General features: G+C 59.4%; 21 protein-coding genes. 13 read left to right on the top strand and 8 right to left on the bottom strand.

What is annotated here, in order from left to right; all coding sequences use genetic code 11:
* Positions 1-73 precede the first annotated feature (73 nt).
* From L0U82_RS35395 to L0U82_RS35380, 4 genes are all read right to left on the bottom strand, one after another.
* Entirely contained in the window at positions 74-2,314 is a 2,241-nt protein-coding gene (locus L0U82_RS35395) for a polysaccharide biosynthesis tyrosine autokinase (protein ID WP_233838335.1), read from the bottom strand.
* Between the two features lie 55 nt (positions 2,315-2,369).
* Complete coding sequence (locus L0U82_RS35390; RefSeq protein WP_233838328.1) at positions 2,370-2,807, bottom strand: low molecular weight protein-tyrosine-phosphatase; 438 nt, start codon at positions 2,805-2,807, stop codon at positions 2,370-2,372.
* 2 nt (positions 2,808-2,809) lie between these two features.
* A complete protein-coding gene (locus L0U82_RS35385) occupies positions 2,810-3,883 on the bottom strand; it encodes a polysaccharide biosynthesis/export family protein (RefSeq protein WP_233838326.1) in 1,074 nt (357 codons plus the stop codon).
* A gap of 256 nt (positions 3,884-4,139) precedes the next feature.
* Entirely contained in the window at positions 4,140-4,367 is a 228-nt protein-coding gene (locus L0U82_RS35380) for a hypothetical protein (RefSeq protein WP_233838325.1), read from the bottom strand.
* A 99-nt stretch (positions 4,368-4,466) separates the two neighbouring features.
* Here L0U82_RS35380 and L0U82_RS35375 point away from each other — a divergent pair, with 99 nt between their 5' ends.
* The 11 genes from L0U82_RS35375 to L0U82_RS35325 all read left to right on the top strand — a co-directional run bounded on the left by L0U82_RS35375 (position 4,467) and on the right by L0U82_RS35325 (position 17,035).
* Positions 4,467-5,882, top strand: coding sequence for an undecaprenyl-phosphate glucose phosphotransferase (locus tag L0U82_RS35375; RefSeq protein ID WP_267929927.1), 1,416 nt, complete (start codon positions 4,467-4,469; stop codon positions 5,880-5,882).
* 45 nt (positions 5,883-5,927) lie between these two features.
* Positions 5,928-7,067, top strand: coding sequence for an NAD-dependent epimerase/dehydratase family protein (locus L0U82_RS35370; RefSeq protein WP_233838320.1), 1,140 nt, complete (start codon positions 5,928-5,930; stop codon positions 7,065-7,067).
* 31 nt (positions 7,068-7,098) lie between these two features.
* A complete protein-coding gene (locus L0U82_RS35365) occupies positions 7,099-7,965 on the top strand; it encodes a glycosyltransferase family 2 protein (protein WP_233838318.1) in 867 nt (288 codons plus the stop codon).
* A 351-nt stretch (positions 7,966-8,316) separates the two neighbouring features.
* Positions 8,317-9,288, top strand: a complete 972-nt coding sequence (locus L0U82_RS35360; RefSeq protein WP_233838316.1) for a capsular polysaccharide export protein, LipB/KpsS family — start codon at positions 8,317-8,319, stop codon at positions 9,286-9,288.
* 6 nt (positions 9,289-9,294) lie between these two features.
* The gene (locus L0U82_RS35355; protein WP_233838314.1) at positions 9,295-10,659 is read left to right on the top strand and encodes a lipopolysaccharide biosynthesis protein; all 1,365 of its coding nucleotides are present in this window, start codon (positions 9,295-9,297) and stop codon (positions 10,657-10,659) included.
* Positions 10,660-10,663: 4 nt separating this feature from the next.
* Entirely contained in the window at positions 10,664-11,305 is a 642-nt protein-coding gene (locus L0U82_RS35350; protein WP_233838312.1) for an acyltransferase, read from the top strand.
* Between the two features lie 34 nt (positions 11,306-11,339).
* The gene (locus L0U82_RS35345; RefSeq protein ID WP_233838310.1) at positions 11,340-12,479 is read left to right on the top strand and encodes a hypothetical protein; all 1,140 of its coding nucleotides are present in this window, start codon (positions 11,340-11,342) and stop codon (positions 12,477-12,479) included.
* A gap of 147 nt (positions 12,480-12,626) precedes the next feature.
* On the top strand, positions 12,627-14,060 hold the full coding sequence (locus L0U82_RS35340) for a mannose-1-phosphate guanylyltransferase/mannose-6-phosphate isomerase (protein WP_233838308.1): 1,434 nt from the start codon (positions 12,627-12,629) through the stop codon (positions 14,058-14,060).
* A 182-nt stretch (positions 14,061-14,242) separates the two neighbouring features.
* Entirely contained in the window at positions 14,243-15,022 is a 780-nt protein-coding gene (locus L0U82_RS35335; RefSeq protein WP_233838307.1) for a WecB/TagA/CpsF family glycosyltransferase, read from the top strand.
* 19 nt (positions 15,023-15,041) lie between these two features.
* Complete coding sequence (locus L0U82_RS35330) at positions 15,042-16,559, top strand: glycosyl hydrolase family 28-related protein (protein WP_233838306.1); 1,518 nt, start codon at positions 15,042-15,044, stop codon at positions 16,557-16,559.
* Positions 16,560-16,837: 278 nt separating this feature from the next.
* Complete coding sequence (locus L0U82_RS35325) at positions 16,838-17,035, top strand: hypothetical protein (protein WP_233838305.1); 198 nt, start codon at positions 16,838-16,840, stop codon at positions 17,033-17,035.
* Positions 17,036-17,116: 81 nt separating this feature from the next.
* Here the strand turns inward: L0U82_RS35325 and L0U82_RS35320 are convergent, their stop codons facing one another.
* Positions 17,117-17,302, bottom strand: a complete 186-nt coding sequence (locus L0U82_RS35320; RefSeq protein ID WP_233838304.1) for a hypothetical protein — start codon at positions 17,300-17,302, stop codon at positions 17,117-17,119.
* Between the two features lie 555 nt (positions 17,303-17,857).
* Between L0U82_RS35320 and L0U82_RS35315 the strand changes: the two genes are divergently transcribed.
* Positions 17,858-18,847, top strand: a complete 990-nt coding sequence (locus L0U82_RS35315; RefSeq protein ID WP_233838303.1) for a helix-turn-helix domain-containing protein — start codon at positions 17,858-17,860, stop codon at positions 18,845-18,847.
* Between the two features lie 134 nt (positions 18,848-18,981).
* Here L0U82_RS35315 and L0U82_RS35310 read toward each other — a convergent pair whose 3' ends face one another.
* The 3 genes from L0U82_RS35310 to L0U82_RS35300 all read right to left on the bottom strand — a co-directional run bounded on the left by L0U82_RS35310 (position 18,982) and on the right by L0U82_RS35300 (position 22,368).
* Positions 18,982-20,151 (bottom strand): porin, encoded by a 1,170-nt coding sequence (locus L0U82_RS35310; protein WP_233838302.1) that lies wholly within the window; start codon positions 20,149-20,151, stop codon positions 18,982-18,984.
* A gap of 88 nt (positions 20,152-20,239) precedes the next feature.
* The gene (locus L0U82_RS35305; RefSeq protein ID WP_233838300.1) at positions 20,240-21,550 is read right to left on the bottom strand and encodes a cation:dicarboxylate symporter family transporter; all 1,311 of its coding nucleotides are present in this window, start codon (positions 21,548-21,550) and stop codon (positions 20,240-20,242) included.
* The gene (locus tag L0U82_RS35300; protein WP_233838298.1) at positions 21,547-22,368 is read right to left on the bottom strand and encodes an alpha/beta fold hydrolase; all 822 of its coding nucleotides are present in this window, start codon (positions 22,366-22,368) and stop codon (positions 21,547-21,549) included. The genes L0U82_RS35305 and L0U82_RS35300 overlap by 4 nt, the downstream gene beginning before the upstream one ends.
* Before the next feature lie 356 nt (positions 22,369-22,724).
* On the opposite strand from L0U82_RS35300, the gene L0U82_RS35295 reads away from it, so the two are divergent.
* The gene (locus tag L0U82_RS35295) at positions 22,725-23,627 is read left to right on the top strand and encodes a LysR family transcriptional regulator (protein ID WP_233838296.1); all 903 of its coding nucleotides are present in this window, start codon (positions 22,725-22,727) and stop codon (positions 23,625-23,627) included.
* The last annotated feature ends 2 nt before the right edge of the window (positions 23,628-23,629 follow it).

Genomic DNA, 23,629 nt, shown 5'->3' with positions numbered 1-23,629 from the left:
CACATCCACGTCAGAAAGAGTTAGGCCGGTCGACACCGACCGCCATGCACGCAATACCCGAACACCGTTCGCGCTAGCCGCGTACCTCGTCGCCATATTCATAGGCGGAGTAGCGATATGAGCCATATTTGGAACCATAGCCATACCGCGCGTGCGCCAGATTCAGGCCGTTGAACAGCACGCCGTTCGCCTCGACGCCGTTCTGCGCAAGGCGCTTGATCGCCTCGGTGATCTCGCCCGCTTTCGTAACCGCCGCACGAGCGACGAGGAACACGGTGCCCGCATTCGGCGCGAGAATGCCAGCGTCCGCTGCCGCGAGTACCGGCGCCGTGTCGATCAGCACGACGTCGTATCGCTTCGACAGTTCGTCGAAACACGTCCCCACTCGTTCGCCCAACAACAGTTCCGCGGGATTTTTCGGCAGCGTTCCAGTCGAAACGAAATCCAGTTGCGGAACCAGGTCGCGGCGTAGTACCTGATCGAGCGTCGCCAATCCCGACACCAGTTCCGAAAAGCCAAATCCGCGTTCATGTCCGAACGATTGGTGCAAATGCCCCTTGCGCAAGTCGCCGTCGATCAGCAGCACTTTCTTGCCGCCTGCTGCGAGCACTGCCGCGAAATTGACCGACACGAAAGACTTGCCGACGCCCGGCGCTGGTCCGGTCAACAGCACGACGTTGTTGCGCGCATTGACCATGGCAAACTGCAACGCGGTACGCAGGCTGCGCAGGCTCTCGATAGACGGATCGCGAGGTGAATCCGCAGCCAGCACATGGATGCCCGCTTTCTTGTCATTCGCGGCGCGACTCAGCTCCAGTTGGCGTTTGCTCAGCGGCACCGTCGCGTACACATGCAAGCCCGTGCGGCGCTCCATTTCGGTCGGATCGCTGACGCCGCGGAACAGCATGTTGCGGATGAACGCGACTACCGCACCGCTAAACAGGCCGACAACCAGCGAACCGCCAAGAATGATGATCTTCTTCGGCTTGACAGGCTTCTCCGGAATGGCCGCCGTATCGACGAGGCGCACATTGCCCGTTTTGCCTGCCTTGACGAGCTGCAATTGCTGGAAGTTGTTCAGCAGCGACGTGTACAGATCCGTATTCACCTGAACGTCGAGTTGCAATTGCACGATCTGCTGCTGAACATCGGGCAACTGCTTGATCCTCGACGTTGCCGCGTCGCTGTATTGGCGCAATGTCGCAATCTGCGAGTCAATGGTGCGAATGGCCGGGTGATGAGCATTGAAACGCGCTGCCAGACCTTCGCGTTGCTCTTCGAGTTCGAGCAACTTCGTCTTGGCATCGACGGACTGCTGCAATACGACCTTCGCCTCTTCGGTCAGGTCGATGCTGCCGAGTTTATTGCGTGCCGCCGTATAGCGTTCCTGCGCTACGTCGAGCCGCTGTTTGATCACAGGCAGTTGCGAGTTCAGAAACTCCAGAGACTGCGCGGCTTCCGCGGACTTCCGGTCAACGTTCTGCCGGATGTACTGGTCACCGACGGCATTCAACTCCGCCGCGACGCGCACCGGGTCGGTATCTAGCAGACTCGCGATCAATACACCCGACTGCTTCACCTTCTCTTCGACGTCGAGATTGGTCTGCAAGTCGGTAATGCTCTTCATCCGCGAATGGCGTCGAAGCACGAATTGCGTCCCCGGCTCGGCATGAACGGATTTCACCCACAACGATATGGCGCCGCAACACGACGGTATCGATTCGAGTTTGCCCACCCGGCCGATAAACGGCTCGTTGAGATCGTCGCCGCTCAGACGGTAGCGCGCCGCATCGATCAAGGTCAGGCGGAACTTGTCATCTTCGATCGACGCCGGCACATCGAACTGCGCGACGTCGATACGTTCATCCCCCCACGCATAGCCACCCATACCGAACAGGCCTGGCGTAGAGAGCTGATGGTTGCGACGCGCTATCCAGTTTCCGATCAACGGGAAATAGCGTGGCTGAGCGTCGATATACAGTTTGAGATTGTCGACCGCGCGCGTGACGACGAGGCGCGACGCGAGAATCTGGCTTTCGGCGGCGGCCGTCGATTTCACGTCGAACAACGACGACACATCGCCCAGCAAGCCCTTTTCCGCGGAGCTTTCCGGGCTGTCCTCCACCTGGATCAGCAGATCGGCTTCATACACCGGATTGCTCAGAAACGCGTAAAGCGCGCCGGCCACCACGAAGAAGACCGCGACCATGCCGATCAGCCAGCGGCTTTCGATCAGCACGTCGAGGATCGTCACGAAATCCAGCTCTTCCTCGCTATCGGGTGCGCCCGCAGGAGGCAAATTAGTTTGCGTCATCAAATAGCTGCCAAGGTAGCGAAGGGACGAACATGCGGCACAGACATCCGCTCGGTTAAGCCACGACTTTGAGCCGCTCGATCCAGTCTTCGATCGCGCGGTCGATCAGGCCGAGACACGCCTGAAAATCCGCACGATCGCCTCCGTACGGATCGAAAATATCCTGATCGACGAATTCGCCCAACCGGAAAACTTTCCCTCGCGTGACCGGATAGCGATTGACCACACTCTGCTTCTGCTTTGCGTCCATCACGAAGATCACATCCGAGCGCGTGCACAGCGGCGCCGTGAGCGGCCGCGCGCGGTGATCGTCGATCGTGATGCCGCGCTCGCGCATCAACTCGCAAGCGTGTGCATCGGCGGGGTGGCCGATAAGCGCGCCGAGCCCGGCCGACTCCACCCGAACATCGCGCAAGCGCGCGCGCAAAATTCCCTCGGCCATCGGACTTCGACAGATGTTGCCGATGCAGACCACCAGTAGCGACTGGACCATATTCAGTTACCCGATGCCGTACGTTGCAGGTAATACGCGCCGGTCGCGCTGCCCACCAGCGGCGTCACGACCCGATACCATCGGATCACGCCAGGCGCATCGACATACACAACGTCGTCCGGCTTCATTTCAAAGTCTGCGGCAAGTACCATTCCCGCCGGTGATTTGCTGTCGAGGTGGAAAATTTTCGGCATTCCGTCGTCCGACTTGGCGCGCACCACATAGATTTCACTTGCGTCCGCACTCAACTGACTCACTCCACCCGCGTCGCCGAGCGCGTCACTCAACGTCAGGCGACCGTTCGTCCTGAACACGACAGGCCCCGGCTTGACGACTTCGCCGGACACCACGACCCGATGCTCGGCCAGCGGCGGAACGCGAATCGAGTCCTGATCGTGAATTGCAATGTCCTTGGGATTGAGCCCGCGACTGAGCATTTCAGGAATGTCGATCAGATGCGTGACGCCACCGCGGGTCAATTCGATTCGGCTCAGATCACCCGTCGCCGCTACGCCGCTTGCCTGATTCAGCATCTCCGCGAGCGTCATCGGCACGTCGGTGATCTGCTTGACGCCCGGTAGGCGAACCTCGCCATCGATATACGCTTTCTGACTCCGATAGCCGACCACACGCACGGTGATCTGCGGATCATTGATGTCCTGTTTCAGGCGATCGATCAGTTCCTGCTGAAGCTGAAGTTCGGTAAGTCCACTCGCCCTGATCTTCTTCACATACGGGAACTGCACATAGCCGTCTTTACTGACGACGAAGCCCGGCAGACTTTGCGCGGTCATTCCGACATTCGGCGGCGAAGCACTGGAATCCGTACCGATCGCGTAACTCAGATTCGGCATCACGAGTTCGGGGTGATCCCAGACGATGATCGACAGCACGTCCTGCGGTCCGATCCGGTATGCGGGAGCCGGTCCGATCAACGACGCGTAGCTGGTGTCCGCCGCGATCGCTTGCTTGCGCGCCGACGATTCCTGCTCGATCAGCTTGAACGTAATCGGCGTAATCACCGGCACCGATGACGGGTTGTCCGGGTCGATCGGCCTGTGCGGGTCGAAACTCATCCCCGGCGCAAATGCACAAGCGCCAAGCGAGAGCACCGAACAAAGGGACAAGCGTCGAATAAGTAACGAAAAGCGATTTCTCATTGGCAGTGCGCTAAAGGCGGAGTCGATCTGCAGACTTCAAATGACTGGGTTGAAGAGCGATGACCTACGCTCCGTTCAGATGCCTCGATACCCGTCTCGCTTGACGGGCATCAGGCCGCATTGCACAGTCCGCCGTCGCTTTCCCGGCGGCTTGTCTTACCGCGATCGGATATTACTGATGCTGCAGCGCGGCGATTCGCGTTGACGGAAAACGCCATACATTTGGCGAAATAGGGAAAGCGCCCGACTTCTCCACGACTGCTTCGCACCAGCTTCCTTCGCAACCCAATTCAATGACGGCGCCGGCGACACAGCCAAGCTGGACATCGTTTTCAGCGTCATCTTCTCTTCTTCTCAAGGCTCTTTCGATACGTTGATTGATTCGATTCGGACGATTCATTGCCGTTTTCCGTCATCGGAATTAACGCAGCTAACCCCGTGGATATGATGCGACGCAAAGACGGCTAGCACCCGCAAACACTTCGCTGGGGGAATGCAAATGCAATCAGTCAGAGCACTCGGGAATCGACCGCGCACACGAGCACCGGCATTTCTTTTCGCGTTACTGGATGCATGTTCCGTGCTGGCGGGCGCCGCCGTTGCGTATGTATTCCGCTTCAATGACCTGAGCGCCTGGAGTGAGCCGACACTGCTTCTCGTCGCGTTCAATACAGCGATGGCTGTCCTGCTGTTTCCGACGCTTGGCATCTATCAATCGTGGCGCGGGCGCAATGCGCTGGAAATGGTCACGCTCGTCACGCTCGGATGGGGTGCGGTGTTCGTGCTCGGATTGGCACTGGTTTTCACGACGCATCAGACTCATGCGTTGTCGCGTCTATGGTCCGGCACCTGGTTCGTTACGTCGCTTGCGCTACTCGTCGTCTCGCGGATCACCGGATATCAATTGTCGAAGCAGTTGTGGCGACACGGCATCGACGTGCAACCGGTGGCGATCGTCGGCGCGAATCCGCTCAGCCTTACGCTGATCGAGCGCTTGCGCAAGAACGCTCAATCGGGCTTCTATCCGGAATGTGTGTTCGATGAAGACCCCACGGCGTCGACATATGCCGGCGGTCTGCCGGTTCTTGCATCCGTCGACGCGCTTGCCGACATCGTGCGCACTCGCGGCATCAAGGAAATCTGGCTGGTGCTGCCGCTTCGCGAAGAAGCACGCGTACATACGGTCCTCAATGCGTTTCGCCACGACTTTGTGAATGTCCGCTTCATTCCGAATGTACGTGACATCGCGCTGTTCAATCATTCGGTTTCGGAAATCGCCGGCTTGTCGTCGATCAACCTGCTGGCATCGCCATCGGCGGATCCGCGCTTTGTCGCCAAGCAGATCTTTGATCGCTCGTTTGCCGCGCTCGCACTACTCGGCATATCGCCGCTGATGCTCGTCGTTGCCGTGCTGGTGAAGCTGTCGTCGCCGGGGCCGGTGTTCTTCCGCCAATGGCGCAAAGGCGCGAATGGCACTGAATTCCAGATCTACAAGTTCAGGACGATGGTCGTCCACGCCGAAAGTGCCGGCCAGCTGACTCAGGCCAAACGGCGCGATCCACGCGTCACACCGATTGGCGCGCTGCTGCGCAAAACCAGTCTCGACGAGTTGCCGCAGTTCATCAATGTACTGCGCGGTGAGATGTCCGTGGTCGGTCCACGCCCGCATGCGTTGCAACACGACGAACTCTATAAGGACCTCGTGCACGGCTACATGTTTCGCTACCGGATCAAACCCGGCATTACCGGCTGGGCACAAATCAACGGCTATCGCGGCGAGACGGACAAGATCGAGAAGATGCAAGGACGCATCGCGTTCGATCTCTATTACATCGAAAACTGGACCTTCGGTCTTGACCTGAAGATCGTTTTGAAGACCTTTATTCACGGCTTCGGCGGCGCCCACGCGTATTGACGGTCTCCGCGCCCTTCCGAATGTAATTTCAACCTTCGAGTTCGTATGAATATCCTGATCACCGGCGGTGCCGGTTTTATCGGCAGTGCACTCGCGCGCGCGCTCGTCCTGCGCGGCGACACTGTCACCGTACTGGATAATCTGTCCGCGCAGATTCACGGCGTCAGTCCCGCCGAGTCACCGCTATTCAGATCGTTGCCGGAATCCGTGCGGTTTATCAAAGGTGATGTGCGGCGTCGTGAAGACTGGCAAGCAGCACTCGAAAATCAGCACGCTGTGATTCATCTGGCTGCCGAAACCGGTACTGGGCAATCCATGTACCAGGTCGATCATTACGTCGAGACCAATATCCGCGGCACATCGTTGATGCTCGATCTACTCGCGCAAGCGCGCGACGCTGGGCACAACACCGTGCGGCGCGTCGTCGTTGCATCGTCACGCTCGATTTACGGCGAAGGCAAATATCGGAATCAGCGCGGCTTCGTCTACCCGGACGCACGCGATATCGCCGACATGCGGCTGGGCATGTTCGATTGCCTGTGTCCTGATACGGGCGAACGTCTCGAACTGCTGCCAACGGACGAAACCTCGCGGGCTCATCCCAGCTCTGTTTATGGGGTGACGAAACTGTTCCAGGAGCAACTGGTGCTGACCGTCTGCGAGACGCTCGGCATCGGCGCGATCGCGCTGCGATTCCAGAACGTTTATGGGCCTGGCCAGTCGCTACGCAATCCGTACACCGGCATTCTGTCGATCTTCTCGACGCTGCTGCTGCAGGGCAAGGACGTCAATATTTTCGAAGACGGCCTGGAAAGTCGCGACTTCGTCTATATCGACGACATCGTCGAATCCATCGCGCTGGCGCTCGATGCAACGAATACCGCGGGCATCGCCTATAACGTCGGCTCCGGTAAGGCAACCAGCGTGCTTCAGGTCGCACAGACGCTCAAGCGCTTCTACGGCGCAAACGGCGCGCTCAATATCACCGGCAATTTCCGTCTCGGCGACATCCGCCATAACTACGCGGACCTGACGAAGATTCGCAAGGATCTCGACTTCGAACCGAAGGTGTCGTTCGCCGAAGGGGCGATGCAATTCTGCAAATGGGTCGAAGCGCAGACCATCTCCGATGCGGGCTACGACCAGTCGGTCGCCGAAATGCGCAGCCGCGGCCTGTTGAACTGATCGGCGCGCTTACTTCTGAAGGAATTCCGTGATGAAAATCGGCATTGTGACCGTCCTTTTCAAGTCGGACCGGGTGATCGACGGATTTATTGCCAGCATGAACGCGCAACGATTCGTCGATTTCCATATCCTGTGTATCGAGAACGATGTCGAAAGCCACGTCTGCGAGAAAACGCTCCGTGCGGATCTGAAGGTGCCGTTCACGTTCATTCGCAACAGCGCGAACGTCGGCGTCGCCGCCGCGAACAATCAGGGGCTGGACTTCTTTCTCGCCGATGAAAGCTATACGCATGTGCTGTTCCTGAACAACGACATCGAAGTCGACGCGGATTTTCTGCAGCGGCAAGTCGACATTCTGACCGCGAATCCGCATGTGGACGCGCTCGCGCCAAAGAGCTTTTACTACGGCACGCCCGGCAAGACATGGTATGCCGGCGGTAAATTGAGCTACCTGAAGGGCGGTTGCCGTCATTTCGGCCATAACAAACCGGATCGGCTGACAGCGAATCTGCTGTACCGGGTCGACTATGCGCCGACCTGTTCACTGATCGTCAAATCCCGGCCGCTAAAAGCTTCTGGAATTCGGATGTGGGAAGAGCTGTTCGTCTACTACGACGACACGATTTTCTGCCTCGAATTAAAGAAGGCGGGAATCAGCATGTATTACACGCCAACCATTCATCTGCAGCACAAGATCAGTTCGTCGACGGGCGGCAGCCGCTCCGACTTCTCGCGCTATTACCTCACTCGCAACTGGCTCTACTGTGGACTGAAGACACGCAATCTGGCCGTTGCGCTCTCCGCAATCGCGTTGACCGCCTTTCATGCGGCGGCACGCCACAAGATCGAGCTTCGCGCGCTGCGCGACGCATTTCTGCTGAAGCGGACCGTTGGATAACCGGGCATCGTCTCCGCCCGGCGGCTGGCTCGTTCACATACCATGAAAACTAAAGTTGTCACGCTGGTTTACTACCATCCAATGGCGCGCTTTTTCTGTGCAATAGAAGATGCATGGAAACAGTTGGACCCTCAGGTCGAGTTTCTGCATCTCGCTGTATTTCCCAGCGCGTGGGCCTACTTCAAGCTGCACGGACGCGCGACCAGCGCACTGTCGTGGAAGGCATTCCTGACGACGGCCAAACGTGCGCCGATCGAGGCTGACACCGTATCGGCATTGACTCGCTTTCATTCGTCCGACCCCGGTATTACCGATGCACAGCGGAACGCGCTCGACCGTCAGGCGCGCACGATGCTCGAAGTCAGCCGCTCGATTATCGAGCGCTTCAATCCGGATGTCGCGATTCTCAGCGGCGACACGCGTCTGCCCGCTGAAGCGCTGATGCGCGCGCTAGCAGGCTCGCGCGCGACGACCTGGTTCTTCGAGCAGGGTCCGTATCGCACAACGCTACTGGATCGCCAGGGGGTCAACGCAAATTGCTCGTTCCGCAAGACGCTTGCCGAGCTTCCCGCGACAGGACCGGAGTTGGTCGTACCGGCTCGGCGGCCGAGATGGAACAATCGTTTTTACTCGATGCTCGACAAGCTCGCGGTGCGTCAGGCGGCCCTTACCGGCTTGCTGCCGCCCGATCTCCGTCCATACCAGCTCGAAAAATATCCGGCATTGCGCTACAACGCATTGGCGCGCCAGCAGGCCCCCGGGTCCGACAAACAGACCACATTGCTGCTTGCGATGCAGGTCCCGGAAGACGCCAACAATATCTATCACAATCCCCTGCACCTCAGCGACGCCGGGCTGGTTGAATTCGTCACGGCGGGCATTCCTCCGCATTGGAAAGTCGTCGTACGTGAACATCCACTGTACCGGCGCAAATACAGCGCAGCATTCTATGCGCTGATTACCCGGCTAGAAGAAGTAGAACTCAGCGGAATGTCGCTATCCGACGATATCGCCCGGACGTCTACGACGGTTACGGTCAATTCAATGACCGGACTCGACGCTTTCGTGGCAGGTCACAAAGTGATCGTGCTCGGCGAGTCGTTTTACGACCATCTCGATGGCATTCTGCGGGCTCGCAGTACTGTTGAACTCAGGCGCCTGCTCAACCAGTCATCCAGCACACCGAAGCCCTCGCCCAATCTGTTGCTGGGCGCGCTGGTTGAGCGCCACTTCTTCCCCGGCCACTTCACCGACGTCGACCTCGGCTATACGCGCGATATCGCCGCGCGCGTCATCGAATCGCTCGACCTCCAGGCGCGATAAGCCGATATGACATCAGTGGGTCCCGCACGGTTACCGCCCTTCGTCAGGCGCATCGCGTCGAGCTTCGTATTCCGGCTATCAGGCGCGGTTGCGAACTTCTCGTTCGTGATTTTTCTCGGCCGCTATCTCGGCGCATCGCAGACCGGCCTTTATATGATCGGCCTCGGGTTCCTGTCGGTACTGTCGACCTTTTGCCGCCTCGGTCTCGAACAGATCGTGATTCGCGAAGGCGGCCCGATGGTGCGCGACCGCCAATGGCCCGAACTGAAGCGCCTGTACCGTCAGACCATGCTGCTTGCCGCCGTCGCGAGTGTCGTGCTCACGCTCGCGGTAGTGCTTCTTTCCAAACCGCTTGCGAACCACGTGTTTCATAAGCAGGAACTCGCCCCGGTATTGGTGTGGTTCGCGGCAGCGCTGCTGCCGACATCGATTGCGATGATGCACGTACCGTTTCTGCAAATCGCCGGAAAGCCGGAGAGAAGCATCGCGGTGTTCAGCGTCTGGGTGCCGTTGTTCTCGCTGCTCGCGCTGGTTTGCGTCCCACCTTCAAGTGCCGTGACCGCGACTTGTATCTTCCTGCTCGCCTCCGTTGCGAACCTCGCAATTGCGTATCTTCCGGTCCGCGCGTTCGTGCGCGGCGCCGATAGTCGCTCCCGCCCGCCCGGCCCGTTGTGGAACGTCAGCCTGCTGCGGCCCGCGCTGCCGCTGCTGATCGGTAACACGTGTCAGATGGCGTTGCTGTGGATTGCCGTGTTCGCGGTGGGCATCTATGCGTCACCTGCAGAGGTGGGTGGCTATTCGGTCGCTCAGCGCGTTGCGCTGACGCTTTCCGGGTTCCTCGTGCCGCCTATCGACGCATTGGTCGGCCCCAAGCTCGCGATGATGCGTGGTGTTGCCAGCAAGCGCGATATCGAGTGGATCGTTCACCGCGTGTCGGCGGCATTGCTGCTCTTCGTGTCGGCGCTCTTCGTCGTATTAGTGATAGCGGGGCATCAACTGTTACGCGTGTTCGGTAACGATTTTGGCGCCGGCTACGGCCCGCTGATATTCCTCAGCGCGGGGCAACTCGCCGTCGTTGCGAGCGGTTCTATCCGCCCTTTGCTGGTCGTTCACGGACTCGAAAAAGTCATCCGTAATGCGATGGTCATTGCGACGCTCGCGTGCATCATCCTCGCCGCGATTCTGGTGCCGACGCTCGGTGGAACCGGCGCGGCACTCGCGACGGCACTCACGCTGGCCGGCGAAAAACTCGCGGAGGGATTCGTGGCCTGGAAGACTCTGGGGATTTGCGTCTACCCGTCGCTATCGTTTTATCGACGTCAAATTGCAATCGTGCTGAAGCCGCGCGCCAAACGCACTCAAACGGAATAGCCTCGTGAATATAGGCATCTTCTTCAAGATTCGCAATCGCTTGAGCACATCGCTGCAAGGTCTCGCGTATCCGTTTTTCTTCGCGCGCTTTGGTGCTCGTTCACGCATTCTCAGGCCGATCCGGATCGACGGTTCGAACCGCATGGAAATCGGCAACGGTGTTTTTATCAACAACTTTGCGTGGATCGAAACGATTCATACGGCCCCGGCGCTGCCGCGACTCGCGATTCAGGACGGCGTTTATATCGGCAACAGCGCGCATATCATCGCCACGCAATCGATCGAAATCGGCCGGGACGTACTGATCGCCGACCGCGTCTATATCGCCGACTACATTCACGGATACCAGGACATCAAGCTCCCGATCAAGACGCAGGAGCTTGTTTTGCGTCGGCCCGTCGAGATCGGAAGCGGTTCGTGGATCGGAGAGAACGTCGTGATACTTGGGGCGAAAATCGGCCGCAACTGCGTGATAGGCGCTAACGCGGTGGTGTCGAGCGATATCCCCGATTTCTGCGTCGCTGTCGGCGCACCGGCGCGCGTGGTTCGGCACTGGAATCCGGATAGCAGGCAATGGGAGAAAGGCGCGCCTACGGCACAGGCGGGCGCCCCGGTTGGCATCGCAAGCGGATTCGATCATGTTTAACGCACTATTGCGACGTGATGTTCGAGCCTCGCTGTTGCTGACGGCGATCCTGCTGGTAAGCGGCGGTTGGATCGTCGTCGTGCGCGTCGGCAATTCAGCGGCGATCGCAGCAATCGTCGTCGTGCTGTTTTGCAGCTTTCTGGTGTCGACGCGCTTTCCCCGTGCAATTCGCGGTAGCTACAGCTTGCTGGTTATCGCGCTCATCGTCGCAAGCTACGCGCAAGACTTTCAGATAGACGACAAGGAATTCTTCGTCATCTTGAAAGCGTTGATAGCGGGCATTGCATGTATCTATTTCAAGCGAACGCGCTACGACTTTCGCGAGCTCTTTGTCGACGTGCTGTACTACATGGCCATCGTCTCGCTGGTTCTGTACCCACTCGCCTACGTTGCCCCCGGCATCGCACGTCATATCGATGACGAATACAGCACGGTCTTCGGTCTTCTCTATGTTCGTGCAACCGATTTACAGCGCTTCAATCACTATCGCAATCAGGGCATCTTCTGGGAAGCCGGTGTGTATGGCGTGATGCTGACGATGGCCTTCGCTTACAACTGTCTGAAGTACAAAAAGCGACCGAACTGGGTATTTCTTTTGGCGGCTCTTTCGACTCAATCGATGGGTGCGCTGTCGATCCTGATGCCGTTCGCCGGCTATTGCTACCTGCATCAACGCCAGCCGAGACTCGCGAACCTGGCGGCCATCGTCGCGGGTGCAATGGTCGCGCTCGTATTGGCGGCCCCCGGTGCGATCGACGACGCATTCTCGACGCTATTCGGCCGTTCGCTACAGGGCGACTCGAGTATTACCGTGCGAATCAACGACCTGACACTCGGCGCGCGCGCCGCCGCAGACAGTCTATTGCTGGGCCGCCCTAGCGGCGACCTGGATGCCTATAACGCGCTCGCGCTGGATGAGTACGGGTACATCAAGGAAAACGACGCCGGCATATCGAATTCGATCACCGGCATGATCTACAAGTACGGCGTGCCCGTCACAGTCATCTATTGCTGGCTTCTCTGGCTTCGCGTGCGCAGAGATTTCGGCAGCATGGCGCCACTCGTCTTTGCGATATTCGCGGGCCTGCTGATGCTCGAACCACTAGGCCTATCGATCTTCATGTTCATGCTGCTGGCCTACCGGGACTATCCCTACGTAACCGGCAGACGATAGAACGATGTGTGCTCCGGACGTCATCATCCATGCGCGTAGATCGATTATCCGGAGTTGCCAAAAGCGTGGCCAATTAAGACATCCGCCGCACAGTCCATCGGATGCTCAGTAGAGTCACGTGCAACGACGCATACAGGATCGATGCAAATGAGTATTTTCCCGGTGGTGCTGTGCGGCGGCAGCGGAACGCGGTTGTGGCCAATGTCTCGCGGTGGTCAGCCGAAACAGTTCCTTGCACTCGCGGGCGATCAATCGCTTTTGCAGACTACGCTCACGCGCGTCGATGCGCTTGAGAACATCCGACCTGCTGTTCTGGTTTCGAATGCCGCATATCGCTTTCAATTAGTCGATCAGTTAGCGGAAATCGGGCTCACTGCTTCCGCGATCATTCTTGAACCGGTTTCGAAAAATACCGCCGTGGCAATTGCGGCGGCCGCGCATTTTGCCATTCAGAACGATCCCAATGCACTGTTGCTCGTGCTGCCGTCCGATCACGTCATTCAGAACGCTGCCGCGTTTCATGAGGCCGTCGAAACCGGTACGACGCTCGCGCGCGATGGGCGACTCGTTACGTTCGGCGTTGTGCCGACCGCGCCTCACACCGGCTTTGGCTACATCCGCAAAGGTGCGCTTCTGGCAAACGGCCAACACGATGCCTACGATGTCGACGCTTTCATCGAGAAGCCCGATACCGCGCTCGCGATCGAATTGCTCGCCAGCGGCGATTACCTGTGGAACAGCGGCATGTTCCTGTTTCGCGCATCTACGTACCTCGATGAACTGAAGCGTTATGAACCCGAGGTCGCCCGGCTGGCGCAGCAGGCCTATACCGACGCCAGCTCCGATGCGCAGTTTCTCGCGCTCAGCGCCGATGCGTTCGCCGAATGCCCGAGCATCTCGGTGGACTATGCGGTGTTCGAGCGCACGGACCGCGCGGCGGTGATCGCGGTAGACGATCTTGGCTGGAACGATATCGGCTCATGGTCCGCGCTGCACGAGATTGCACAGCAAGACCCACAGCGTAATGCGCTGATCGGCGACGTGCTGCAGGACAGCGTGTCGAATTCCTATATTCGCGCCGAGCACCGCATGGTCGCGGCGATCGGCGTCAGCGATCTCGTAATCGTCGAGACCGCCGATGCAGTACTCGTCGCGCATCGCGATCTCGCCAAAGACGTCAAGCGTGTTGTCGAAAGTCTCTCGGCATCGGGACGGCGCGAGTCGGTCACGCATCGGCGCGTGATGCGCCCGTGGGGCTCGTATGAATCGATCGATCAGGGCGAACGCTTTCAGGTGAAGCGGATCGTCGTGAACCCCGGCGCGCAATTGAGTCTGCAACTGCACCATCATCGCGCCGAGCATTGGATTGTCGTCAAAGGCACGGCACTCGTCACGAATGGCAATCGGGAAGACCTGCTGACGGAAAACCAGTCCACCTATATTCCGGTCGGCGTATCGCACCGCCTGTTCAACCCCGGAAAGATTCCACTCGAACTGATCGAAGTGCAGTCCGGCGCGTATCTCGGCGAGGACGACATCGTGCGGCTCGAAGATCGCTATGGCAGGGCCGGCACCGCATAGCGCGCGACATACCGATCTCGCGCTTCGACGAGATCGGCGCAACACATTGCCGGCATCTGGCTAAGACAGGCCACTGAACCGGCTAGCGCAACAGAACTTCCACCTATTCCGCTTTCCAGTGCATCCGACTGATTCGTCATTCGGATCGCTTCGTCACGTCGTATCGATTTGGGGCAGATCAAATGAACACGAAATGCACGATGTTCGGCATCGAGCTGGACGCTATTTCAATGGACCTCGCCGCACAGACGCTGGCGAGGTGGCTTGAAACACCGCATGCCGGCTGCCGCTACGTCGTCACGCCGAACGTCGACCATATCGTCAAGCTGCGCAACTCCGTCGCATTCCAGGCCGCCTATGCGGGCGCGTCGATGGTGCTCGCGGACGGCAAGCCGCTCGTTCTCGCCTCCCGGCTGATGGGGCGCGCGCTGAAGGAAACGGTACCGGGCAGCGATCTCGTACCGTGCCTATTTCAACAGGCGCGCTCGATGCAAAAGCCCATGCGCGTATACCTGCTCGGCGCCGGTCCCGGCGTCGCGGAATGTGCAGCGCGGATCATTACGCAACGCTGGAGCAATGTTCAGATCGTCGGTACATACTCGCCGCCTTTCGGGTTCGAAACATTACCGCACGAATGCGATCGCATTCTCGATGGCATCGCCGCGGCAGAGCCCGATTTGTTGATCGTCGGACTTGGCGCGCCGAAGCAGGAGCTATGGGTCCACGAACACCGCGCAAGAATCAGTGCGAATGTGGCGATCTGCGCCGGTGCGACGATCGATTTCATCGCCGGAGAAAAGGCGCGCGCGCCAATGTGGATGCGCAAGAACGGCCTCGAATGGCTACACCGGATTGGTTGCGAACCGCGGCGCCTGTTACGCCGCTATGTGCACGATGCGATCGTGTTCCCGACGGTGCTGCTCAGGGAACTGCTTGGCAACGCGCTCGCGCGCGACGAATAACCGACGTAGGCGAGTGAGCGTGACTAATCGACGGCAGGCAATCAAGGGCGCCCTCGCGGGCACGATTCTCAGTGCAACTGCAACCGCAACGTTCAATGGACAAGCGCAACCGGCTGGATCCTCCGCTGATACAGGCACCACGAAAGACGCCGCAGCGGCAACCGGTAACGCTCAAACGGTCGCATTCAGGGCAGCGGCGCCGGCCAGTGTCGTCCGATCGGTAGCAGACGAGCTGAACGACGCCGATGCCAATCCCAAACGATTCGGCGCGAAGGGTGACGGCCGCGCGGATGACAGCATCGCGATCCAGACCGCGATCGATCTGCTGGAGGCGCGAGGGGGCGGCGTGGTTCGCTTTCCCGCGGGCCGCTATCGCTGCAACGTGATCCTGAAGAACGGCGTATCGCTGGTATCGAGCAGCACGATGTTCGGCTATCTGCCGGGCCATGTGTCCGGCGTGACATTGATACAGGCGGAGCCTGGCTTCGTGGTCGATACGCCGGAGACATTGATACGCGGAATCGGCATTAGCGGGATCAATTTCGAAGGACGCGGCGCGCAGTGCAAAGGGGGCGCGGTCCGCTTTCAACTGGTCAAGTGGGCGGCGATACGCCGGTGCACGGCGAATAACTTTGCCGACCAGGGCTTTCAACATCTCGCCGGCTTCGGCGTGGTGTTCGAAGATATCCTGACCACCAATGTTCTGCTCGATCGACAGCGCAGCCGGATTTCCGGATGTATCGAAACCTTCGGCACCGACGACTTCCTCAACCGTATCGAAGCGAATCCTTCTCTGATCGCGGGGCAAGGCCTGGTGACACCAGACCTATTGCTGTGCGGCATCGTGGTCGGCGGCGCGAATAACTTTCTGTCCAACTGCATCGGCGAAGACGCCGAGCGCGGTATCTACATCGCACCGCTCAGGGGATCGCAACACCGCATCTCACAGTGCCGCGGCGACTCCAACATTGGCCACGGCTTCTACGTCGACGGCAGCGCGATATGGAGTACCTGCTTCGGCTATAACAATAGCTCCGCCGAAGTCGGTACTTACAGCGGCTTCTATATGTCGTCCAGGTCGCAAGCGAACATCTTGACCGCTTGCCGCTCAGAAGGTCGCAAGGAGCGGCTGCAAAAGTACGGCTTCGAAGACTATGTGAGTGAATCCGATCCGGATGCGCGCAATCAATACTTTGCCTGCGGCGGCAGCTTCAATCAGGCTGGGTTGTTCCTGATGCAGGACCACGATGGATCGAGCGTATCGGGTACGCCGTTCACGAGCAGGCCGGCGCCTGGCACACGCATCGTCAACGTCACCGGTTCGAGTCTCGTCGTGATCGATGACGACGTCACGCCGACCCATCTGTCGAACTTCTCCGGCGCCGCCGATGGGCAAACGATCCGTCTACTGGGCAACGCGAACGTAACGGTCATCCACGGCTCCGGCATCGTGACGCGCTCGCGTCAGGACATGCCACTCATCGCGGACACGATCTACGCGTTCACCCGGCATGCGGGCAAGTGGTATATGAACTGAATCGCACCGGTCATGCCGGGCCAATGAGTGTTGCGCGTTTTTGACCCATTCCGCCAATAGCTTGCCTCTGGGCGCAATGCATCGCATCGCTGCCCATTGTCCGCGTACAGTGTCTGTTACCTCGGACCATTTGAGGAATCGCTGGGAATCGCGCTTTCCCTCAAAAGTCTCTCGGCCAGCCGGATTGCTTCGGCTGGCTTTTTTTTGCCGATGAGTCGCGTCCGCGAGCAACGCTCGGTGATGACCGGACAATCGACGCATTGCCTTGCGAGGAAATCATGCAATTGCCGAACGTCGACAATTTCATCAAGGACCGGCAGCACGGTGTGACCTACAACATCTGCGCGTACCGGAAACTATCCCAGGACGAGATGACGCGCGCGGTGCAAATCTTCGTTCAACAACAGGAAGGCCGCAAACCCGCGCGCGGGACCACGGTCAAGATATTCTCGCTGGCCGGATTCGACGACGTCTGACCGGCGGCTTGCCGATCCCGCCGACATGCACTCGGCGCCGGATGAACCGTGACGCCTACCAGCCGCCATCTCGCCGCGCGACTATTCCAGAATCGACAGCAACTCGGCCATGCTGATATCGGGCAATTGCTTGGCAAGCATGTCCCAGAAGATCAGATCGCGCATTGCGTTAGCATCTTCGACCGTATTCCATGCACGCGCACCGACTATGGAGTCGGCGGTCTCCCGTGCGGCACTAACGATGGTCCGAATTTCGTGTATATGCATGAACGCGTTAACGGCCAAACCCGATGGTTATTTAGCCTGCGCAATCGTTTGCCGGGGATATAGAAAACCCCGAAGAAATTAGCCTCGAATCCGTTTCCGGTAAGAAAACGACACTCGAATTGCTACACGCGAATGAAATTTTCGATGCACACTGACCTCTAAAAAGTCCCTGTACTGAAAGGCAGCAATTGTACGGCATACGGCGCACCGCCCGCCAGGCATGGATCGGCGCGCTGTCATCCACTGTTATATTGTACCTCTGCATAAGCTATTTCTGAACGATGCTTATGCATCCCGTGCCAATTTCGTATTTTATTTTTATTGAAATTTTTTGAAAAATTCGCAAATTTGTTGTTCGAAATATTGGGAATATCTTTGCGATTTTTCACCGAAATCGTGCAAATTTTTACCCTTATGTCGCGAGCAGCCAATATGTTGGCCAAATCAGACATGCAATAATGACGCCCGAATCATATAGATAGCATGAGTAAAAAGAAGAAACGCAGAGTCCAAGGGAAGGGATTTTGAAGGCCAAAATATTCCGGGGAAAAGCAAATGGAGCTGGTAGATGCTCTGCCGCGCGGCTCGCGGCAAAGTGCTGTGCGGACGCAAACAGGCGGCATAACTCGCGTCGACATCGCGTTGTTCAATGGATTTGCATTGCCGAAAGTCGCCGCAATTATTGAAATCTTCCAGAAAGCAAACGCATTGAGCGTTTCGCGGCAATCCTCGCGCGCACGCTACGACGTCTCACTACTATCGGCCGCGGGCGGCCGTATCGCAAGCTCATCCTCGGTATTCGTCTGGACCGAAAGCGTCGAAACGCACGACGTCACCGGCGACCGGCATCTGCTGTTTATCGCGGGCGGCGCCGGCGCCCCGCATGCATGCCGCGACGAACGTCTGGGCAACTGGCTGCGCCGCCGGCACCCGCTCAGCGAAATCGTTCATCCGATCGCCGAGGGGCGCCTGCTGCTGGAAGCCGCGAGGCTGCCGAGCCGTTATTCGCCGCTGCTCCACGGCGACAACGACGCGCGCGACTACTACAAAGCGCGGCCGCTGAGCGAAGCGCCAACGGAGGTCGCGACGGCGCTGCGCATCGTGGAAGAGGATATGGGACCGGACGTGGTGCGGCATGTCGCGGAATCGGTCGCGCCGCAGCAGAATGTGCCGTTCGACACGTCCTTTTCTCGCGGCGGCGCGCCGCAGGTTAGCGAGCAGATCATGGCGTCCGCGCGCTGGCTGGAATCCAACGTCGATCGTCCGGTTTCCATCGATGCGGCCGCGCAGGTCGCGGCGATGAGCGAGCGCAATTTCCTGCGGCGCTTCAAGAGCGAAATCGGCATGACGCCGTCGGATTATCTGCTTCGCGCGCGTCTGAACATGAGTTGCCGGATGCTCGTCGAGTCGCGTTTGCCGGTCGACAAGATTGCGCGCCGCTGCGGTATCGGCAGCGGCGGTCAGTTGGCCAAGCTGTTCAGGAAATATCTTGCGACGACGCCCACCGATTACCGGATGGGTAAGGGAGTGCCTTCGGCGGAGTGAATCGTTCGTTACGGCAGTGCGCACACGCGCCGCTTTCCAGATTTCCGGATAGATGCCGCCCGTCCCGGGCTCATGTGGTTCGGGACGGGCAACGCAAACGCAGGCATGCATCCTTCAACAGCACGCCCCCACAATCAGAACTTCTGACGCAACCCAACCCGCACGACCGCCTGCGAATTCGACGTCGACGGCGTCAACAGATTGATCGCGGCCACCGCCTGCTTGCCGGTGGAATCGGTGCCGGACGCATGTTGATACACACCGATCACATACACGGTCGTGCGCTTGGACAGGAAGTATTGCGCGCTCAGTTGCCCCTGATGATATTTCGCGCCGGGGTTCGCATTCACGCCACCGCCGTCGGTATAGTCATACGCGGCGCCGAGCAGGATCGCGGGCGTCGGACGGTAGCGCAGGCTGACTTCCGCGTTGTTGAAGACCGCCGTCCCCGTGTAGTGATTCGGATTCGGTCCTGACGTCAGATCGCCGAGATTACTGAAGCGCACATTCGAATAAGTCAGCGCAACCGTCGCTTCGCCGATCGTATAGGACGCCGCGGCGCCCGCGCTCTGATAGCTGCGCGCCGACATGAAGCCGCTGTACACCGGCGTCACCGTACCGTTGGCCGTCGCGGCGGTCAGCGCGGTCTGCGAGTTGGTGCCCATGAAACTCAGGTTCGGATTACGCGCGTCCAGATAAGCGACGCCCACTGCGAACGGCCCATGGGTATAGCCGGCGCCGAGCGACCAGATCTGATTGCGCGATACATCACCCGCCACGCCGCCGAAACTATAAACACCGCCAAACGTGAGGCCGTTGTAGTTCAGGCTGGTGAACTTCACCGAGTTGTTGGTGCGATAGCTATTGTTGAAGTTGTCCAGGTCGCCGGGGTGCGCGGAGATATAACCGCCCCAGTTGTCGGCGGCGGCGAATTGGCCGACGTAATCGACGATCGAATCGTATTGCCGCCCGAGTGTGACTCTGCCGTACGGGCTCATGAGACCCACATACGCTTGCCGTCCGAACAGCAAGCCGCCCTGCCCCAATTGCCCGTTGTTGACGTTGAAACCGTTCTCGAGAAAGAACACGCTCTTGTAGCCCCCACCGAGATCTTCGATACCGCTGAACACGAACCGGCTGCCGTTATTGACGCCGCTACTCATCGCATACTGATGAGCGCCGCCAGCATTGGTTACCGCATTGATGCCGACATCGATGACACCGCTGAGAGTGACGCTGCTTTGCGCGTGTGCGAGCATCGAAAACGGCGCAATGGCGACCCACATGACCAACGACTTCTTCATCTCATCTCCTTGTTGGAATGATTTAAGAGTTCAGGATTGTTTTTTTACGAAGTCAGACAGCCCTTATCGGACTGCAATCCCCGGTGACTTATTTGGGCAATGAATCCGGTATGGCCAATTCGGCGGGTTCGGCTCTCACGCCGATCGCATGCCCCGCCTTCACGCGCTCGCGAAAGCGCTCGGTGTCCAGTCCTTGCTCGACCTTCGAAAGCGTGACCACCGCCACCGCGTTGCCGATCATGTTGGTCACTGCCGTGGCCGTGGCCATTGGACGATCGATACCGAACAGCAGGCCGAGGCCATTGAGCGGCAGCGCCTTGACCGACTCCATCGTCGCGGCCAGCTTGATGAACGCGCCGCCGGCAACCATCGCGCCGCCCTTCGACGTCAGCATCAGCACGGCCAGAACAGCGAGCTGTTGACCGAGTGAGAACGGGGTGTCGGTGGCCTGCGCAATAAAGCCCACCGAAATGGCCATGTAGATGCTCGTGCCGTCGAGATTGAAGGCATAACCGGCCGGCAGCACGAAGCCGACGACCATCTCGTCGCAGCCGGCCTCTTTCAGTTTTTCCACGAGTCGCGGAAACGCCACCTCGCCGGATGCCGTGCCGAACACCAGCAGGATTTCTTCCTTGATCAGGCTCAGCAGCGACCACAACGAAACACCCGACCAGGACATGATGCCGCCGAGCACGACCACCACGAAGAGCACCGACGCCCCCCAGTAGACGGCCACCACCTTCAGCAGATAGAGCAGCGTCGCGCCGCCATAGCTGCCGACCGCGAACGCCATCGCACCGAATGCGCCGAGCGGTGCCAGCCGCATCACGAAGCTGAGTACCTTGAACAGCACGCGCTGGCTCTCCTCGATACCGCGCAGCAGCAGTGAATCGGGGCCCACGGTCATCATCAACGCGACGCCGACGAGCAAGGTCACCAGCAGCACCTGCAGCATGTCGCCGGTCGAGAATGCACCCACCATCGTGCGCGGGATGATGTCCATAAAGAACTGCGTGACATTCATATGCGATGCCGACGCGGCGAACTGCGAGATCTTGTCTCCGCTCGCGGTACTCAGATTGATCGCGTGCAGACCGAGGCCCGGCTTGAACAGATTGACCGCCACCAGACCCAGCGCGAGACCTAGCGTGCTGACCACTTCGAAGTAAACGAGCGTTTTCACGCCCAACATGCCGAGCTTGCGCAGATCGCGTGCGTGCGAAAGACCGTGGATCACCGTGCAAAAAACGATCGGCGCCATCAGCATGCGCAACAGCGCGATGAATCCGTCGCCTAGCGGCTTCATCGCGATGGCCGTTGCCGGCGCGCACAGCGCCAGAACAATGCCCGCGGCAAGGCCCAGCAATACCTGAATATGTAGTTGTTTTAGAAATCTCATGGTCGTCTCCTGACAAAATCAAGAATGTATGAAGCGAGTTCCGCGGGTGCCTGCACCGGCATCAGATGCGCGCAATCGATCTCAACGAAGCGGGCGCGCGCGAGCAACGCGGCCTGCGCCTTCAGCAGATCCGGCGGCCGCAGCGTGTCGTAACGTCCGGCGAGTACGAGGCAGGCGCAACGCAGCGCGCGCAACTCGTCGCGCAGTTCCATGTCGCTGAGTGCCTGATTCGCGAGTCCGTATGAAACCGGATCGTTGGCGAGAAAGCGCGCGCGATAGTCGCGATACACGGCGGCATCGCGAATCGCTTCCGGATACGAGCGTTCGAGCGATGCGTCGGCGATCGCACGCATGCCATGCGTGGTAGCGAGCGCCGAGCGCGACTGCAGATAGGTGCTGCGTGACGAGTCGGCATTCAGCGCGGGCGCGCACATCACGATGCCCGCCACGTGTTGCGGGTGGCGCGCGGCGAATTTGACCGCGACTGCCGCGCCGGCCGCCGCGCCCACCAGCCAGTGAGGAGCGTCTGGCTGAGCTGCGCCGAGCACCGCTTCGAGATCATCGACCTGATCGTCGAGCATGAAGGGTTCGCGGACTTTCTCGGAAAGCCCGTGGCCGCGCTGATCAAAGCGCAACACCGTGCAGTGCGGTTCGAGCGCGCCGAGCACGCCAGTCCAGCTGTCGAGCGTGCCGCCCAGTTCATGAATCAGTACGACGCTCGGTCCGCCGTTACCGGACACGACATAGCGCAAGCTGACACCCGAAGTCTCCGTCCATCCGTCGATATGATCGACCGGGCGCCTCACATTCTCAGACATGCTTATCCGTTCAATGGCACGAACGACGCGTGGCGACGATGGACATGACGAGCCGCTCGCGCGGAGTCGGCGTGATGCCGACTCGCTTATTCTTGCGCGGCTGAAACACCGTGCCGGTCTCCTCTTCGATATCGTTCGTTTGTTTTCGCTGGTTTGTTTTCGATTTGCTCTGGCCGTCACTGTACTTTTTTATCGCGCCGAAATCCGCCGATCTTTTCGCTATCAGCTATCGAGAAATTCGATAGCGATGCGCGCGCCGAAGCATCGACGCCACAGCGCGTTAATGCATAATTCGTGAGATCTCAATTCGCCAGCGTGCACCGGCTTCACCACGCTAATGCCCGGACGAACCTCGTATGGATCTGCATCAACTCAACTACTTCGTGCATGTCGTCGAGGCGAAGGGCTTCAGCGGCGCGGCGATTACGCTGAACCTCGCGCAGTCGACGCTGAGCCGTCAGATCGCGTTGCTGGAAGCCGACTACGGTCAGCGGCTGCTGATCCGCACCGGGCGCGGCGTGAGCCCCACCGAAGCGGGCGCGGCACTACTCACGCATGCACGGACGATGCTGCTGATGGCCGAACAGGCGCGCAGTGAACTGCGCGAGTTGCAGGCGAGTCCTGGCGGCAAGCTGACCGTCGGTCTGCCGCCGCGTGTCGCGCTCGGTTTAAGTGCGCCGCTGGTGCGGCGCTTTCGCGCGCAGTTTCCGCGTGCGTCGATCGCGGTATCGGAGGGAATGAGCCAGCATTTACGCGAGTGGCTGATCGCGGGCCGACTCGATATGGCCTTGTTGTTCAATCCACCGGTGTCGCCGCAACTGTCTTTCCAGACCTTGATGCGCGAATCGCTGTTGCTGGTCGGGCCCGCGCGCGCGGCGAAACTGCCGCGGCAGGTTCCGTTGGCGAATCTGGCGGACTATCCGATGGTGGTACCGAGCGTGCCCAACGCGATCCGCAGTTCGATCGACGCAGCGTTACAGCCGCGCCGCATCGAACTGCAGATCGTCGCGGAAGTCGGGGCCGTGCAGACGCTGCTCACGCTCGTGTCGCAAGGTGTGGGCTACACGATCCTGCCCGAGAGTGCGATTGCGTTTGCCGGCGATGCGATCAAGACGCTGCAGCACGCGACGATCGGGCCGCCGCGAATTCAGAACAACCTCGTGCTGGCGATCTCGCGTGCGCGCCCGCTGACCCGGCTCGCGCGCGAAACGGCGGAGTTGCTGAAGAGCCTCGATTTCCGCGGGCACGCGCAACGCTAAGC

This window comes from Paraburkholderia sp. ZP32-5, assembly GCF_021390495.1.
In the GTDB taxonomy this organism is placed as follows: domain Bacteria; phylum Pseudomonadota; class Gammaproteobacteria; order Burkholderiales; family Burkholderiaceae; genus Paraburkholderia.
The sequence above is the reverse complement of the archived record's forward strand: the minus strand, read 5'-3'. Positions and strand labels throughout refer to the sequence as shown.